Consider the following 15,974-nt stretch of genomic DNA (forward strand, 5'->3'; position numbering starts at 1 on the left):
GGACCGACACCGGACCGCCGCGACGGCAATACCGACATAAGAGACGGACACGGCGATACCGTCGCCCTCATGGCTGTCGAACCCCTCGTCCTGGACGACGACTTCGTGCCCCTCACGGGCGCCGGGCGCACCGCACCCTCGCTCGCGCTGCTCGCCCGGCCCCGCACGGCCGCCGAGGCCGCCGAGGCGGTCCTGGCCAGGGGGCCGCGCGGCACCGTCGCCCGCGGCCGCGGCCGGTCCTGCGGCGACGCGGCGCAGAACGCGGGCGGGACCGTCCTGGACCTGACCGCGCTCGACCGGATCCGCGGCCTGGACGCGGCGGCGGGCCTCGTCGTCTGCGAGGCCGGCGCGGAACTGGGCACGCTCGCCCGGGCCTTGCTGCCGTACGGGCTCCACCCGCGGGCCGGCGGGGGCGGCTGGACGGTCGGCGGGACGGTGGCCTCGGGGTACGGGAACGGGGTCGAGGCGTTCGAACTCCTCGGCGCCGACGGGCGGTCCAGGACCGTCCGGCGCGGCGAGCCGCTCTTCGACGCGACCGTCGGCGGGCTCGGCCTGACCGGTGTGGTCCTCGCGGTGACGCTGGCGGTGCGGCCCGTCGAGACGGCGTACCTGCGGGAGCGGACCGTCCGTTTCCGTGGCGTCGACGCGCTGCTCGCGCACTGGACCGCGCCCGGTGCCGTCCCGGAGCCGTACGCGCGGGCCCGGGTCGAGCCGGGCGGGCGGGGCCGCGCCGTCCTGACGACCGCCGCGCCGGTCCCGTACGCCGGGCTGCCCCGGGGCCACCGGGCCCGCCGTGCCCCGCTGGCCCCGCCGTCCTTCCCCGGGCCGTGGGCGGGCGGGCTGCGGCCGCTGCCGGGCCTGGCACGCGCTCGTGCGGTCCCGGCGTACGGCCGCGGCCCCCGGTCGGGCTTCGTGCGGTACCGGTGCGCCGTGCCGGAGGGGCGGGAGGAGGTGCTGCGCGGGCTCCTGGCGCTGCTCGCCGACCGGCGGTCCCCCGCCCGGGGCGCTCGGCACGCGCGCGTGGAGCGGGTGTACGCGGACGGGGCGGGCCCGCTGGCGTTCCCGGTGCGCGGCTGGTGCCTGAGCGTCGACGTGCCGGCGGGGGCGCGCGGACTCGGCCGGTTCCTGGACGTGCTCGACGAGCGGGTGGCGGCGGCCGGCGGCCGGGTCTGCCTCGCCGAGGACGGCCGGCTGCGGCCCGCGCTGCTTCCCGTGATGTATCCGCGGCTCGACGCCTTCCGCGCGCTGCGTGCCGCCCTCGATCCCCGGTCCGTGTTCCGCTCGGACCTCTCCCGCCGTCTCGGCCTCTGAACCGTTCAGGAGTGATGCGTCGTGAAGGACGCCTTCGGTGCCCCCCAGTCCCTGCTGCTGCTCGGCGGCACGTCCGCGATCGGGCTCGCCACCGTGCGCCGGCTGATCGCCCGCCGGACCCGCACGGTCTGGCTGGCCGGCCGGCCCTCCCCCGAGCTGGCCGAGGCGGCCGGCTCGCTGCGCGCCCTGGGCGCGGAGGTGCGTGTGGTGCCCTTCGACGCGCTGGACACGGACGTCCACGCGGAGCGGCTGGGGCGGGTCTTCGCGGAGGGCGACGTCGATCTGGTGCTGCTGGCCTTCGGGGTCCTCGGCGACCAGGCGCGCGACGAGTCCGATCCGGCGGCGGCCGTGCGGGTCGCGCAGACCAATTACACGGGCGCGGTCTCGGCGGCCCTGGTGTGCGCGGGCGCGCTCCAGGCGCAGGGGCACGGTTCGCTGGTGGTGCTGTCGTCGGTGGCGGGCGAGCGGGGGCGGCGCTCGGACTTCATCTACGGCTCGTCGAAGGCGGGGCTCGACGTCTTCGCGCAGGGTCTGGGGGACGCGCTGCACGGGACGGGGGTGCACGTGATGGTGGTGCGGCCCGGCGTGGTGCGCCCGGCGCGGCCGGGGGGCGGCCGGGAGCAGGCGCCGCTGTCGACGACCCCGGAGGCGGTGGCGGGCGCGATCGAGCTGGGGCTGCGGCGCCGCTCGGAGACGGTGTGGGTACCGGCTCCGCTCCGCCTGGTGGCCTCGGCGCTGCGGCACGTGCCGCGCCCGCTGCACCGGCGGCTGCCGGTGACTCCCTAGGGGTGCGGACCGGGCCGCCGCCGCCGGCCCCGGTGGCCCCTCAGGGGGTGCGGACCGGGCTGCCGCCCTGGCTGGGGACGGCGGCGACGGGGCGGCCGCTGCCGAACTCGTAGTCGTACAGCTTGCGCCAGACGCCGTCGGCGCCCTGCTCGTACAGGGCGAAGGAGGAGCAGGTCCAGGCGGCCTCGTAGGCGGCCAGTTCCTCGTACGCCCGGTCCATGGCCTCCTCGGCGATGCCGTGGGCGACGGTGACGTGCGGGTGGTACGGGAACTGGAGCTCGCGGACGAGCGGTCCGGCCTCGTCGCGGAGGCGGGCCTGGAGCCGGTCGCAGCCGGCCGTGCCCTCGGCGAGGGTGACGAAGACCACGGGGGAGAGCGGGCGGAAGGTGCCGGTGCCGCTCAGCCGGATCGCGAAGGGCAGCGAGTCGGCGGCGACGCCGGCGAGGTGGGCCTCGATCTCCGGCAGCCGGTCCTGGTCGACCTCGGTGGGCGGGACGAGGGTGACGTGGGTGGGGATGGCGTGCGCGGCGGGGTCCCCGAAGCCCGCGCGCCGCTCCTGGAGCAGGCTGCCGTGAGGCTCCGGGACCGCGATCGAAACGCCGAGCGTTACGGTCCCCACGTCGTTCTCCTCCGTCGTCCGGGTCGGGTCGGTGTGTGGTGGTGCAGCCGCCAGTGTGCGGCCTGCACCACCCTCATGGCCAGGGTCCTCGGACCTGGTGCGGTCCGGTCCTCGGACCTGGTGCGGTCCGGCTGTCCGGCTCAGTGCTTCGCGGGCAGGAAGCCGATCTTCTCGTAGGTCTGCGCCAGGGTCTCGGCGGCGACCGCGCGGGCCTTCTCCGCGCCCTTGGCCAGGACCGAGTCCAGCGTCTCCGGGTCGTCCAGGTATTCCTGGGTGCGGGCCCGGAAGGGGGTGACGAAGTCCACCATGACCTCGGCGAGGTCGGTCTTGAGGGCGCCGTACATCTTGCCCTCGTAGCTCTTCTCCAGCTCCTCGATGCCGGTGCCCGTGAGGGTGGACATGATCACGAGGAGGTTGGAGACGCCGGGCTTGTTCTCCGGGTCGAAGCGGATCACCGTGTCGGTGTCGGTGACGGCGCTCTTGACCTTCTTGGCGGTGACCTTCGGGTCGTCCAGGAGGTTGATGAGGCCCTTCGGCGTGGACGCCGACTTGCTCATCTTGATCGTCGGGTCCTGGAGGTCGTAGATCTTCCCGGTCTCCTTGACGATGTACGGCGCCGGGACGGTGAAGGTGTCGCCGAAGCGGCCGTTGAAGCGCTCCGCGAGGTCGCGGGTGAGCTCGATGTGCTGGCGCTGGTCCTCGCCGACCGGCACGTGCGTGGCCTGGTACAGGAGGATGTCCGCGACCTGGAGGATCGGGTAGGTGAAGAGGCCGACCGTGGCGCGGTCGGCGCCCTGCTTGGCGGACTTGTCCTTGAACTGGGTCATGCGGGAGGCCTCGCCGAAGCCGGTGAGGCAGTTCATGACCCAGCCGAGCTGCGCGTGCTCGGGGACGTGGCTCTGGACGAAGAGGGTGCAGCGCTCCGGGTCCAGGCCGGCGGCGAGGAGCTGCGCGGCGGCGAACCGGGTGTTGGCGCGCAGCTCGGCCGGGTCCTGCGGGACCGTGATGGCGTGCAGGTCGACGACCATGTAGAAGGCGTCGTGGGACTCCTGCAGCGCGACGTACTGCCTGATCGCACCGAGGTAGTTGCCGAGGTGGAACGAGCCCGCGGTGGGCTGGATTCCGGAGAGCGCGCGGGGACGGACATCAGAGGCCATGCACATCATTCTCTCAGGTGCGGGAACCGGTCCCGGACTGCCTGTGCGCCCGGAGCGGGCGGTCGGCGGTGTGCTGAGACGAGGAACACACCGGAGGCGGCGGGGGCGGGCCGGAGGGTGCCGTTCCGCTCACGGCGGGCCTGGGTCGGCGCCCGTCCGACCGGCCGGATCGTCGGCCGACCGGACCGTCGGCCGACCGAACAGTCGAACGGCCGGACCGTCGGCCGACCGGGCAGGCGGGCACCCCGCCGTACGGACCGGCGAACGGTCGGCCAGTCGAACGGCCGGGGCCGGGCCGGGCCGGCCGGGGACGGACCGGACGGCCTGCCGGGGACCGACCGGCCGGCCGGGGTCACAGGCGAGCGGCACCTCGTGGGGTGGAGCGCGCGGCTCCCCCGGGGTCGGTTCCCCGTACGCCGGTCGCCGCGCGTGCGCACAGCCCGGCGGGCGCGCCGTCGTCGGAGGTTTCTTCGCCCGGTGGGCGAGCGACGATAGGAAAGGGGCCACAAGACTCCCCCGGCCGCAGGACGATCGGAGATCCCGTGTCGAGAACGCAAGACGAGATCGCAGCCTCGGACGCGCACAGCGCCCACAACTACCATCCGCTGCCCGTCGTCGTCGCCTCCGCCGAGGGGGCCTGGATGACCGACGTCGAGGGACGCCGGTACCTGGACATGCTCGCCGGCTATTCGGCGCTGAACTTCGGGCACGGCAACCGCCGGCTGATCGACGCGGCGAAGGCCCAGCTGGAGCGGGTGACGCTCACCTCGCGGGCCTTCCACCACGACCGGTTCGCCGAGTTCTGCGCGGGGCTCGCGGAGCTGTGCGGCAAGGAGACGGTGCTGCCGATGAACACCGGGGCGGAGGCGGTCGAGACGGCCGTGAAGACGGCCCGGAAGTGGGGGTACGAGGTCAAGGGCGTGCCGGACGGGCACGCGAAGATCGTGGTGGCGGGGAACAACTTCCACGGCCGGACGACGACGATCGTGTCGTTCTCGACCGACCACGAGGCCCGGGACCACTTCGGCCCGTACACGCCGGGCTTCGAGATCGTGCCGTACGGCGATCTGACGGCCCTGGAGGCGGCGGTCACCGAGAACACGGTGGCGGTGCTGCTGGAGCCGATCCAGGGCGAGGCGGGCGTCCTCGTCCCGCCGGCCGGCTACCTGCGCGGGGTGCGGGAGCTGACGGCCCGGCGGAACGTGCTGTTCATGGCCGACGAGATCCAGTCGGGGCTCGGCCGGACGGGCCGGACGTTCGCCTGCGAGCACGAGGACGTCGTCCCCGACGTGTACATCCTGGGCAAGGCGCTCGGCGGCGGTGTGGTGCCGGTGTCGGCGGTCGTCGCGGACGCGGACGTCCTCGGCGTCTTCCGCCCCGGCGAGCACGGTTCGACGTTCGGCGGGAACCCGCTGGCGTGCGCGGTCGCGCTGGAGGTCGTCGCGATGCTGCGGACCGGGGAGTACCAGCAGCGGGCGGCGGAGCTCGGCGAGCACCTGCACGCGGAGCTGGGGCTCCTGGTGGGCGGTGGCGCGGTGGAGGCGGTGCGGGGCCGCGGGCTGTGGGCGGGCGTCGACATCGCGCCGCCGCGCGGCACGGGCCGGGAGATCTCGGAGCGCCTGATGGGCCGGGGCGTCCTGGTGAAGGACACGCACGGTTCGACGATCCGGATCGCGCCGCCGCTGGTGATCTCTAAGGAGGATCTCGACTGGGGTCTGGAGCAGCTGCGGACGGTCCTCTCGGACTGACCGGCTCCGCTTCCGGGGCGGCGGTGAGCGCCGCCGCCCCGGCACAACTCCGGCCTTGGAAACCGGAGTCGCGCCGGGCCGATGACGCGGCCATGTCGCGACCCCGTCTGCGCCCCGCCGTGCGTGGCGCGCTCGCCGGTCCCTCCCCCTCGCCCTCCTCGGCGCCGCTCCCGGCTCCGCGCGGGCGTCCGCGGAGACGTGGCCGCGCCCGTCGTGTCCCGCGTCGAGACGCCGGACCCGGTCGAGTCCCTCACCGTCGCCGCCGCGGGAGCACGTGCCGGAGCGGGGGCTGGAGGCTGACGTGCGGGAGGAAGCGGGCCTAGAGGATGACGTGCGGGAGGAAGCGGGCGTACTCGTCGGTGACGGGGCCCGCGGACTCGCGGATGCCGAGGCCCGCGGCCTCGTCCTCGACGACCCACGCGCCGAGCAGGGTGCGGTTGCCGTCGAAGTCGGGGAGCGGGGCGAGCCCCTGGTAGCAGCAGGGCTCGTCGCGGACGACGGCCTCGGTGCCGGGCTCGTGCAGGGTGACGCCCGCGCCCTCCCGGCCGAGCAGCGGCTTGGCCGCCCAGCCGGTGGTCGTGGCCAGCTCGCGCGGCCCGTCGAGGTAGGCGGGCAGCAGGTTGGGGTGGCCCGGGTAGAGCTCCCAGAGGACGGCGAGGAGCGCCTTGTTGGAGAGCAGCATCTTCCAGGCGGGCTCGATCCAGCAGGTGGTGCCGGTGGAGCCGCCGTTGTCCAGGGTGGACAGGACGTGCTTCCCGAAGGGGTCGGTGACCAGCCACTCCCACGGGTAGAGCTTGAAGCAACTGCGGATGAAGCGGAGTTTCTCGTCGACGAAGCGGCGGGAGAGCCGGTCCCAGCCGATCCGCTCCACCGAGAGCGCCTCGGTGGCGAGCCCGGCCTGCTCGGCGGTCTCGCGGAGGTACGCGACCGTCATCAGGTCCTCGCCGAGCTCGTCGGTCTCGGAGTGGGCGAAGTGGACGGGGCCGGCCGGCAGCAGCGGCGCCTGGCGCTTCCAGGCGTCGACGAGCCGCTCGTGGAGGGAGTTCCACTGGTCGGCGCCGGGGAAGCGGTCCTCCATCCAGAACCACTGGGGGCTCGCCGCCTCCACCAGGGAGGTCGGGGTGTCCGCGTTGTACTCCAGCATCTTCGCCGGGCCGGTGCCGTCGTAGACGAGGTCGAAGCGGGCGTAGAGGGAGGGGAGTTCGGAGCGGCGGCGCCAGGACTCGGCGACCCGTTCGGCGACCTTGGGGTCGGTGATCCCGAGGTCGGCGAAACGGTCCTGCTCGACGATGTGCGCGGCCGCCGCCAGGCACATGGCGTGCAGCTCCTCGACGACCTCCTCCAGCGCCTCGACCTCGGGGAGCGTGAAGGAGTAGTACGCGCTCTCGTCCCAGTACGGACGCAGCGAACCGTCCGGGTAGCGGGTCAGCGGATAGACGAGCCCCTGCTCCTCGACGATCTCCTGCCAGCCCGGGCGGGGTTCGATGGTGTGCCGTTCCATGGTGCCGGTCCGTCCGTCGGTCCTGCGTCTCAGCCGCCGCTCGACCCGGAGGACGAGCAGCCGAAGCCACCGGTCTCGACGGCCTTCCGGTCGAAGCTGCCGCCGGTCACGCGCGATTCGCGGACGGAGCCGCCGTAGTAGTAGGCGCCGCGGGCCGTGGTGCCGTCGTCATCGTCGTCGTCGGAGGAGCCGGTGTCGCAGCGGTAGCTCGGCAGCTCCTCCAGCGTGACCGGGTCCGCGCACCTGCGGTCGGGTTCGGCGCCGCAGGCGGTGATCGTCGCCGCGAGCACGCCCATACCGCCGAGCACCACCGTGCTCGACCTGAGCCTCCGCATGTCCCTGGCCCTCCCCTTCGCCTGACCGCGCACCCCTGTGCGCGCCGCGCCCGCCCGGCCATACGTATGACCGCGCGCCTCGCGACCGCACAGTGTAAGCCGCCGTATTCCGCCCCCGACACCTAGAGTCGCTATGTGCTCTTGGGGATGGTTTGCGCGCTCGGGTCGGCGCTCTGTTTCGGTGCGGCGACCGTCTTCCAGGCCGTCGCCGCCCGCGCGGCCGCGCCCGGGACGGGCAGCGGGGTGGACGTCGGGCTGCTCTGGCGGGCGGTGCGGCAGTGGCGGTACGCGGTCGGGCTCGCGCTCGACGGACTCGGCTTCGCCCTGGAGGTCGTGGCGCTGCGGACGCTCCCCCTGTACGCGGTCGGCGCCGCGCTCGCCGCGAGCCTCGCCGTCACCGCCGCCCTCGCCTCCCGGATGCTCGCGGTGCGGCTCGGCCGGGCCGAGTGGGCCGCGGTGGCCGCGGTCTGCGCCGGACTCGCCCTGCTGGCGCTCGCCGCCGGGCCGGAGGGCCACCGGGAGGGCCCCGAGGCGCTGCCGTGGGTGCTGCTGGGCGTCGCCGCCGCAGTACTGCTGCTCGGCGCGGCGGCCGGGCACCTCCCCGACCGGCCCCGGGCGCTGCTCCTCGGTCTCGGCTCCGGGCTGGGCTTCGGCGTGGTGGAGGTGGCGGTGCGGCTCCTCGACGGCGTCGACCTCGCGGACCCGGCCCTGTGGGCGCTGCTGCTCGGCGGCGGCGCGGCGTTCCTGCTCCTCACCTCGGCCTTCCAGCGGGGCGCGGTGACGACGGCGACGGCCGGCATGGTCCTGGGCGAGACGCTGGGCCCGGCGGCGGCCGGACTCCTCTGGCTGGGCGACGAGACCCGCGAGGGCCTCGGCGGGCTCGCCCTCGCCGGCTTCGTCATGGCCGTCGCGGCCTCCCTGGCCCTCGCGCGCTTCGGCGAACCGCCGGTCGCCGCGCCCGCCCCCGCGCGGGAGCGCGCCGCGGACTGACGCTCAGTCCACGGCCTCCGGACGGGCGGCGAACTGCCGGCCCGCGAAGACGAGCTTGTCCGGGTTCATCACCATCCGCACATCGGTGATGCGGCCGTCGGCGCGCGTCTCCACCGTGGCGACGCCGATGAGCCGGGCGCCGACGTGCAGAACGACGCCGGGCGCGCCGTTGACCTCGGCGACGGTGAGCACGGAGCCCTCCTCCCGCTTGGCGGCGACGCCGGCGAGGAAGCGGAGGACGTGGTCGCGGCCGCGGACGGGACGGAGCGCGGACCTGACCTTGCCGCCGCCGTCGCTCCACCAGACGACGTCCTCGGCGAGGACCTTCTCCAGGCCCGCGAGGTCGCCCTCGCGGGAGGCGGCGACGAAGGACTCGACGAACTCCCGGTGCCGCTCGGGCGCGGGCGCCCCGGCACGGGCGGAGGCCCCGTCGTCGCCCGGCGCGGCCACCCGCCGGGCGGCCCTGACGTACAGCTGGCGGCAGTGGGCCTCCCCGAGGCCGAGCAGGCCGGCGATCTCCCGGTGCGGGTAGCCGAAGGCCTCGCGGAGCACGTAGACGGCCCGCTCGGCCGGGGTGAGCCGCTCCAGGAGCAGCAGCAGCGCCGTCGAGACGTCGTCGCCGCGCTCGACGGCCTCCAGCGGCCCCGCGCCCAGCGCGCCGAGCGGTCCCCGGACGTCGGTGAACACCGGCTCCGGCAGCCAGGTCCCGGTGTACCGCTCGCGGGTCGCGCGGGCGGAGGTGAGCCGGGTGAGGCAGAGGTTGGTGACGACCCGGGTGAGCCAGGCGACCGGCTGGACGATGACGGCCCGGTCGGCGCCGGCCCACCGGAGATAGGCGTCCTGGACGGTGTCCTCGGCCTCCTCGGCGGACCCGAGCATGCGGTAGGCGAGCCCGAAGAGCCGCGGCCGGTACGCGGTGAACTCCCGCGCGGCGGCCTCCCCGTCACCCGGCGGCCGCCCGTCCGGGGCGGAGTACGACATCACGCCCCCACCCTGCCAGACGCCCCCCGCGGCCTCCCCGCCACCCACCCGCCGACCGGCCACCGATCACCGGTCACCCCGGCCGGGGGGGGCACCCGCGGCCACCGACACCCAGGCAGGCCGCGACCGGCCACCGGCACCACGGGCCGACCCGCCCCGGCACGGACGCCGAACCACCGGGCCGGGCCGTCCCGCCACGGCCATCGGCCGGCCCCCGGTCGCCCGGCCCGCCCGGACCCCGCCCCCGCCACTCCGCCCCGGCCCGCTCCGACCGCCACCCGGACCCCGGACCGGCCCGGTCCCTCAGGTGTCCTGCGGGTCGCGGTCCTCGTCGACGCCCTCCAGGACGCGGCACAGGGCCTGGAGGGCGCCCTGCCAGGCGCTGTCGGGCGGGGTGCCGTAGCCGACGACCAGGCCCTCCAGGGAGCGTTCGGCCTGCGGGTGGCGGAAGCGTCCCAGGCCCTGGACCGCGAGGCCGTGCCAGGCGGCGGAGCGGAGGGCGGCGGCCTCGGTGCCGGGCGGGAGGGAGAGGACCGCGTGGAGGCCCGCCGCGATGCCGCCGACGCGGATCCCGGGCGCGCGCTCGGCGAGCGCGGCGACGAGCTGGTCGCGGCGGTGCCGGTAGCGCAGCCGCATGGCGCGGACGTGCCGGTCGTGCGCGCCGGTGGCCAGGAAGTCCGCGAAGGCGAGCTGGTCGGGGGTGCCGCACATCCAGTCGACCACCGCCCCCTTCGCGGCGACGACCTCGTCCACCAGGCTCTCGGGCAGCACCATCCAGGCGAGCCGGAGTCCGGGCGCGAGGGACTTGCTCGCGGTGCCGAGGTAGACGACCCGCTCCGGGTCGAGACCCTGGAGCGCGCCGACGGGCTGCCGGTCGTACCGGAACTCCCCGTCGTAGTCGTCCTCCAGGACGTAACCGCCGGTCGCCCGCGCCCAGTCGACCACCGCCGTCCGCCGGTCCGGCGGCAGCGCCCCGCCGAGCGGGAACTGGTGGGCGGCGGTCAGCAGCACCGCGTCCGGGGCGAGCGACGGCAACTCCTCGACGCGGGTGCCGCGTTCGTCGAAGGGCAGCGGCGGGGTGGTGAGCCCGGCGTCCCGGAGCAGCGCGGCGTGCGGGCCGAGCCCGTACGACTCCACCCCGACGGTCCGGGCCCCGCGCCCGCGCAGGACCCGGCCGATCAGCATCAGGCCGTGCGCGAACCCGGCGCAGACCACGATCCGTTCGGGTCGCGCGTGGACGCCCCTGGCGCGGGCGAGGTACTCGGCGAGGACCGTCCGCAGCTCCTCCCGGCCGTGCGGATCCCCGTACCCGAAGGCCTCGTTGGGCGCGGCGGTGAGCGCCCGCCGGTACGCCTTCAGCCACGCGGCGCGCGGGAAGGAGGCGAGGTCCGGGGTGCCGCTGCGGAGGTCGTACGCCGGGGGGCCCGTCCGCCGCCGCGACACCCGCCACGCGGAGCCGCCGGGCGTGGGCCCGACGGGCGGGGACCCGGCGGGGGGTGTGAGCGGGAGCGCGGCGCTTCCGTCGGCGCCGGCCCGCTCCCGCTCGGCACCTGCCCCCTCCCGCTCCGCGCCCGCCGGTCCGGCGACCGGCCGGGGGTCCGCGCGGCGGGCCACCCGGGTGCCGGAACCCTGGCGTGCGGTGAGCCACCCCTCGGCCACCAGTTCGGCATACGCGTCGGCGACGGTGTTCCGGGCCACCCCGAGGTCCGCCGCGAGCTGGCGCGAGGACGGCAGCCGGGTGCCCGGTGCGAGGCGTCCGCTCCGCACCGCCTCGCGCAGGGCGTCCATGAGACCGGCCCTGAGCCGGGTGCCGCGCAGGTCCAGATGGAGGTCGGCGCCAAAAGTGGCCCAGTCATCCCGCATGAGAATGGACCATACCCGCATGCCATCCGCTGCGTACGGTGGCTCCATGACCACCACCACCGTGCACTCCCCCGCCCAGGCCCTCGCCCACGAGCACCCCGCCCGCATGCCCTTCGCGGAGCGGGTCCCGGACTTCTACCGCGCGATGCTCCGCCTCGAGCAGGAGGCCGCCAAGGGCGTGGACCCGACCCTCTACCACCTGATCAAGATCCGCGCCTCGCAGCTCAACCACTGCGCGTTCTGTCTCGACATGCACACCAAGGACGCCCTCACCGAGGGCGAGTCGGTCGAGCGCGTGGTCCAGCTGTCCGCCTGGCAGGAGTCGCGGCACTTCTACACGGAGCGCGAACTGGCCGCGCTCGCCCTCACCGAGGCCGTCACCGTCCTCACCGACGGCTTCGTCCCCGACGAGGTGTACGCCGCGGCCGCCGCGCACTTCGACGAGGAGGAGCTCGCCAAGGTGATCGCCGCGATCGTCGTCATCAACTCCTGGAACCGGATCGCCGTCACGACCCGCATGGTGCCGGGCCACTACACCCCGCGCGCCCACTGACCCCTCCCGCGGCTTCCACGGGAACGGGCGGAGCCCCCGGTCTTCCGACCGGGGGCTCCGTCACGCGTCGGGCGGGAGGGCTCAGATGAGGCCGAGCTCGCGGACCGCGTCGCGCTCCTCGGAGAGCTCCTTGACGGAGGCGTCGATGCGGGCGCGGGAGAAGTCGTTGATCTCCAGGCCCTGGACGATCTCGTACTTGCCGTCCTTGCAGGTGACGGGGAAGGAGGAGATCAGGCCCTCCGGGACGCCGTAGGAGCCGTCCGACGGGACGCCCATGGAGGTCCAGTCGCCCTCGGCGGTGCCGTTGACCCAGGTGTGGACGTGGTCGATGGCGGCGTTGGCGGCCGAGGCGGCGGAGGAGGCGCCACGGGCGTCGATGATCGCGGCGCCGCGCTTGGCGACGGTCGGGATGAAGGTGTCGGCCAGCCACGCCTCGTCGTCGACGACGTCCGCGGCGTTCTTGCCGGCGATCTCCGCGTGGAAGATGTCCGGGTACTGGGTCGCGGAGTGGTTGCCCCAGATGGTGAGGCGCTTGATGTCGGTGACCGAGGAGCCGGTCTTCTGGGCCAGCTGCGTCAGCGCGCGGTTGTGGTCCAGGCGGGTCATCGCGGTGAAGCGCTCGGCCGGGACGCCCTTGGCGTTGGCCTGGGCGATGAGGGCGTTGGTGTTGGCCGGGTTGCCGACGACGAGGACCTTGATGTCGTCCGCGGCGTGGGCGGCGATGGCCTCGCCCTGCGGCTTGAAGATGCCGCCGTTGGCGGCGAGCAGGTCGCCGCGCTCCATGCCCGGGCCGCGCGGGCGGGCGCCGACGAGCAGGCCGATGTTCGCGCCCTCGAAGCCCTTGTTCGGGTCGTCGAAGATGTCGATGCCCTTGAGCAGCGGGAACGCGCAGTCGTCGAGCTCCATGGCGGTGCCCTCGGCGGCCTTCACGCCCTGCGGGATCTCGAGGAGGCGCAGCTTGACCGGCACGTCCGCGCCGAGCAGGTGGCCGGAGGCGATGCGGAAGAGCAGCGCGTAGCCGATCTGGCCGGCCGCGCCGGTCACGGTGACATTCACGGGAGTGCGGGTCATGGCGATCTCCGTAAGACAGCTGGCGGTGGGGTTTCCCTGCCCCTGAGACTGGATACCGCTTCCTGATCGATCGATGTCTCGATGTGAAGAGATATCCGGCGGTCAGGCTATCGGAAGCGGGCCCCTCCGCACCCCCACCCCCTTGTGGTGCGGCTCACCTCCGGCCCCGTTTCACCCTCCCGTGCAGCCGTCCTCGCCGCCGGAGAGGGTCGCGCAGGCGCGCGCGGCGCCCGCGGAGGCGACCGGGATCATCGCGGTGTACGCGCCGCCGTCGCCGTCGGGGCGGATGTTCGCGACGCGGACGGCCGTGCCCGACTGGACGCTGACCTCGTCCCCGGGGGCGCCGCCGCTGATCCGCGCCCAGGCCGCGGCGCAGACCTCGCTGTGCCGGACCTCGACGAGGGCGGCGCCGATGCGGGTGCGGGCGACGGTGGTGGCGAGCGGCCCGCCGCACCCCATGTCCTCCGGGTCGAGCCCGCCGCAGTCCGCGCCGGTGCAGCGGACGCCCTCGGGGAGGCTGGGGCCCGGTGTGGGGGCGGTGGTGGTGGCGGGCGGCGGCGGGGCGGCCGCCGGCTCCTTCCCGGTCCCGCCGAGGTCGACGAGGAGCACGGCGGCGGTGACGACGAGCGCGGCTCCGAGGACTCCGGCGACGTAGAGCAGCGGCGAGGCCCGCCGGGGCCGCCGCGCGGCCGTCGGCCCGGGGCGCGACGGCCGTACGGCGGCGGGCCCCCCGGACTCCGGCACCCGCGCGGCCGGAGCCCCGCCGGGCTCGGGCGCGGGCGGCACGGGCCTGATGCGCATGGTGCGGTCGGCGGCGTCGACCGGGTCGGCCGGTGGGGCCGGGTCGGCCGGGGCGGCCGGTGGGGCCGGGGCGGCGGGGACGGCAGGGGTGGCGGGAAGAACCCGGTCTGCCGGGGCGGCCGGGGCGGCCCAGGCTGGCGGGACGGCCGAGGCGGTCGGATCGGCCGAGGCGGTCGGATCGCCCGAGGCGCTCGGGCCCGCCCAGGCGGCTGGTACGTCCTCCGGGACCGGCCCCCGCTCCCGTACGCCCGCCGCCCCCGGCACCGGCGCAGGCGCAGGCCCCGGCACGGTCCCCGGCTCCGCCACCGCCCGCTCCCGCAGCAGGCGTTTCCAGGCGCGGTCGGCGTGCTCCCAGTGGGCGGTGAGGGGGCCGAGGTCGGCGCCGGTGACGTCGGAGAGCGCGACGACGGCGCTCCTCGGCACGGGCCTGGTGGCGTTCGCGTACGCGTCCCAGTCGGCCCGCTCGTGTCCGGTGCGTTCGGCGACGGCGGCGAGGCCGAGTCCGCTGCGGTCGATGACCCTCCGCAGCCGTTCCGCGAACGTCCGCACGTCCGGATCGAGTTCGCCGGACAGCGCCTTCCACGCCGACATGTGCCGCCCCCTCGTCGAAGTTCCTCTGGGCCCGCTGGGTTCCTCGAAGGATGGCAGCTCCGGGCGGTGCGCGGGACCCCGACCGGAGAGCGCGGATGTACCGGAATGGTCACCTCCGTGCCACAGCGGACGGCGCGAACTTGCCCTTCGTTGGCGCGTACATGACCCTTGATCACAGGACGGCGCCCGCCCTCCCACGGGGGAGAGGGCGGGCGCCGTCGTCCTACGACCGGATACGGGTCAGGTCACCGTCAGATGGAGGACGTCCTCCAGGAACGGGATCCGGAGCCAGGGCTTCGGCTGCACCATGAGCGCGAGCAGCACGATCAGCGAGCCCATCACCCCGTAGGTGACCATGTCCGTGAAGCGCGAGCGGACCGCGAGCATGCCCACCGAGGGCAGCAGGCGGCGGAGCACCGCGCCCAGCAGCAGCGCGGCCCCCACCAGCATCGTCCCGACGCGGAACGACTGCCAGAAGGGATCCGTCCCGACGACGAGCAGGCCGAGGGCCGCCGTCCCCAGGACGAGGAGCAGCGGCCACTGCCGGGCCGGGGCGGGGGCGTCGCCGCCCGCCGCCCGGCCGCCGCCCTCGGGGCGGGCCGTGTCCGTGGTGACGGTCGGCGGGCGGCGCGAGCCCCGCACCCGGCGGACCTTCGACACCCGGCCGCGCGGCAGTTCCCGCGGACCGTCAGGGCTCCCGGGGGCGGCCGGGCTCCCCGAGGTCATCTCAGAGCGCCGCGGCCGCGCGCTCCGCGGCCTCGACGACGTTCACGAGCAGCTGCGCGCGGGTCATCGGGCCCACACCGCCGGGGTTCGGGGAGATCCAGCCGGCCACCTCGGCGACGTCCGGGTGGACATCGCCCATGATCTTGCCCTCGGCGTTGCGCGAGACGCCGACGTCGAGGACGGCCGCGCCGGGCTTCACGTCCTCCGGCTTGATCAGGTGCGGCACGCCGGCGGCGGCCACGATGATGTCGGCGTTCCGCAGGTGCGCCGAGAGGTCGCGGGTGCCGGTGTGGCACTGGGTCACGGTGGCGTTCTCGGAGCGGCGGGTCAGGATGAGCGGCATGGGGCGGCCGATGGTGACGCCGCGGCCGACGACCACGACCTCGGCGCCGGCGATCTCGACGCCGTGGGCGCGGAGCAGCGTGACGATGCCGTTCGGGGTGCAGGGCAGCGGGGCGGGCTCGTTGAGCACCAGCCGGCCGAGGTTGGTCGGGTGCAGGCCGTCGGCGTCCTTCGCCGGGTCCATCAGCTCCAGGATGCGGTTCTCGTCGATGCCCTTGGGCAGCGGCAGCTGGACGATGTAGCCGGTGCACGCCGGGTCCTCGTTGAGCTCCCGGACGACCGCCTCGATCTCCTCCTGCGTGGCGGACGCGGGGAGCTCGCGCTGGATGGAGGCGATGCCGACCTGCGCGCAGTCGCGGTGCTTGCCGGCCACGTACTTCTGGCTGGCCGGGTCGTCGCCGACCAGGACGGTGCCGAGACCGGGCGTGACGCCCTTCTCCTTGAGGGCCGCCACGCGGACGGCGAGTTCGGACTTGATCGCGGCCGCGGTGGCCTTGCCATCGAGAATCTGGGCGCTCATGGGGACATCCTCCCGGATGACCCCCGCCGAGTTCCAATTCGGTCCCGCGCGGCTCCGACCGGGGGTTCCCCGGGCGGCC

General features: G+C 75.3%; 15 protein-coding genes. 5 read left to right on the top strand and 10 right to left on the bottom strand.

Annotated features, from left to right (window positions below; all coding sequences use genetic code 11):
• Positions 1-69 precede the first annotated feature (69 nt).
• Both ACFZCF_RS09190 and ACFZCF_RS09195 read left to right on the top strand, forming a co-directional pair.
• Positions 70-1,311, top strand: a complete 1,242-nt coding sequence (locus ACFZCF_RS09190) for an FAD-binding protein (protein ID WP_391285629.1) — start codon at positions 70-72, stop codon at positions 1,309-1,311.
• 21 nt (positions 1,312-1,332) lie between these two features.
• Entirely contained in the window at positions 1,333-2,097 is a 765-nt protein-coding gene (locus ACFZCF_RS09195) for a decaprenylphospho-beta-D-erythro-pentofuranosid-2-ulose 2-reductase (RefSeq protein ID WP_391285631.1), read from the top strand.
• A 40-nt stretch (positions 2,098-2,137) separates the two neighbouring features.
• Here ACFZCF_RS09195 and ACFZCF_RS09200 read toward each other — a convergent pair whose 3' ends face one another.
• Positions 2,138-2,716, bottom strand: a complete 579-nt coding sequence (locus ACFZCF_RS09200; RefSeq protein ID WP_388437430.1) for a 2'-5' RNA ligase family protein — start codon at positions 2,714-2,716, stop codon at positions 2,138-2,140.
• 140 nt (positions 2,717-2,856) lie between these two features.
• Positions 2,857-3,873, bottom strand: coding sequence for a tryptophan--tRNA ligase (gene trpS / locus ACFZCF_RS09205; protein ID WP_388437433.1), 1,017 nt, complete (start codon positions 3,871-3,873; stop codon positions 2,857-2,859).
• Positions 3,874-4,415: 542 nt separating this feature from the next.
• On the opposite strand from trpS, the gene rocD reads away from it, so the two are divergent.
• Positions 4,416-5,621 carry an ornithine--oxo-acid transaminase gene (rocD, locus tag ACFZCF_RS09210; RefSeq protein ID WP_391285634.1) on the top strand — a complete coding sequence of 402 codons (1,206 nt, stop codon included), beginning with the start codon at positions 4,416-4,418 and terminating at the stop codon, positions 5,619-5,621.
• 319 nt (positions 5,622-5,940) lie between these two features.
• Here the strand turns inward: rocD and ACFZCF_RS09215 are convergent, their stop codons facing one another.
• Together ACFZCF_RS09215 and ACFZCF_RS09220 are read right to left on the bottom strand one after the other, a co-directional pair.
• Complete coding sequence (locus tag ACFZCF_RS09215; protein ID WP_388437439.1) at positions 5,941-7,122, bottom strand: glutathionylspermidine synthase family protein; 1,182 nt, start codon at positions 7,120-7,122, stop codon at positions 5,941-5,943.
• A gap of 29 nt (positions 7,123-7,151) precedes the next feature.
• Positions 7,152-7,457, bottom strand: coding sequence for a hypothetical protein (locus ACFZCF_RS09220; RefSeq protein WP_189948062.1), 306 nt, complete (start codon positions 7,455-7,457; stop codon positions 7,152-7,154).
• Positions 7,458-7,604: 147 nt separating this feature from the next.
• On the opposite strand from ACFZCF_RS09220, the gene ACFZCF_RS09225 reads away from it, so the two are divergent.
• A complete protein-coding gene (locus ACFZCF_RS09225; protein WP_391286010.1) occupies positions 7,605-8,447 on the top strand; it encodes a hypothetical protein in 843 nt (280 codons plus the stop codon).
• Between the two features lie 3 nt (positions 8,448-8,450).
• Here the strand turns inward: ACFZCF_RS09225 and sigJ are convergent, their stop codons facing one another.
• Both sigJ and ACFZCF_RS09235 read right to left on the bottom strand, forming a co-directional pair.
• A complete protein-coding gene (gene sigJ, locus ACFZCF_RS09230; protein WP_391285637.1) occupies positions 8,451-9,428 on the bottom strand; it encodes an RNA polymerase sigma factor SigJ in 978 nt (325 codons plus the stop codon).
• A gap of 303 nt (positions 9,429-9,731) precedes the next feature.
• A complete protein-coding gene (locus ACFZCF_RS09235; RefSeq protein WP_391285639.1) occupies positions 9,732-11,291 on the bottom strand; it encodes an aminotransferase class I/II-fold pyridoxal phosphate-dependent enzyme in 1,560 nt (519 codons plus the stop codon).
• 46 nt (positions 11,292-11,337) lie between these two features.
• Between ACFZCF_RS09235 and ACFZCF_RS09240 the strand changes: the two genes are divergently transcribed.
• Positions 11,338-11,844, top strand: coding sequence for a carboxymuconolactone decarboxylase family protein (locus ACFZCF_RS09240; protein WP_391285641.1), 507 nt, complete (start codon positions 11,338-11,340; stop codon positions 11,842-11,844).
• Between the two features lie 81 nt (positions 11,845-11,925).
• Here ACFZCF_RS09240 and ACFZCF_RS09245 read toward each other — a convergent pair whose 3' ends face one another.
• The 4 genes from ACFZCF_RS09245 to ACFZCF_RS09260 all read right to left on the bottom strand — a co-directional run bounded on the left by ACFZCF_RS09245 (position 11,926) and on the right by ACFZCF_RS09260 (position 15,895).
• A complete protein-coding gene (locus ACFZCF_RS09245; RefSeq protein WP_388437458.1) occupies positions 11,926-12,915 on the bottom strand; it encodes a malate dehydrogenase in 990 nt (329 codons plus the stop codon).
• A 171-nt stretch (positions 12,916-13,086) separates the two neighbouring features.
• Entirely contained in the window at positions 13,087-14,307 is a 1,221-nt protein-coding gene (locus tag ACFZCF_RS09250; RefSeq protein WP_391285643.1) for a DUF2690 domain-containing protein, read from the bottom strand.
• 240 nt (positions 14,308-14,547) lie between these two features.
• Positions 14,548-15,033 (bottom strand): DUF3017 domain-containing protein, encoded by a 486-nt coding sequence (locus ACFZCF_RS09255; RefSeq protein WP_382811761.1) that lies wholly within the window; start codon positions 15,031-15,033, stop codon positions 14,548-14,550.
• A 1-nt stretch (position 15,034) separates the two neighbouring features.
• Positions 15,035-15,895, bottom strand: coding sequence for a bifunctional methylenetetrahydrofolate dehydrogenase/methenyltetrahydrofolate cyclohydrolase (locus tag ACFZCF_RS09260; RefSeq protein ID WP_391285646.1), 861 nt, complete (start codon positions 15,893-15,895; stop codon positions 15,035-15,037).
• Between the last annotated feature and the right edge of the window lie 79 nt (positions 15,896-15,974).

It is taken from the genome of Streptomyces sp. NPDC007945 (assembly GCF_042958885.1).
Taxonomy (GTDB): Bacteria; Actinomycetota; Actinomycetes; order Streptomycetales; family Streptomycetaceae; genus Streptomyces.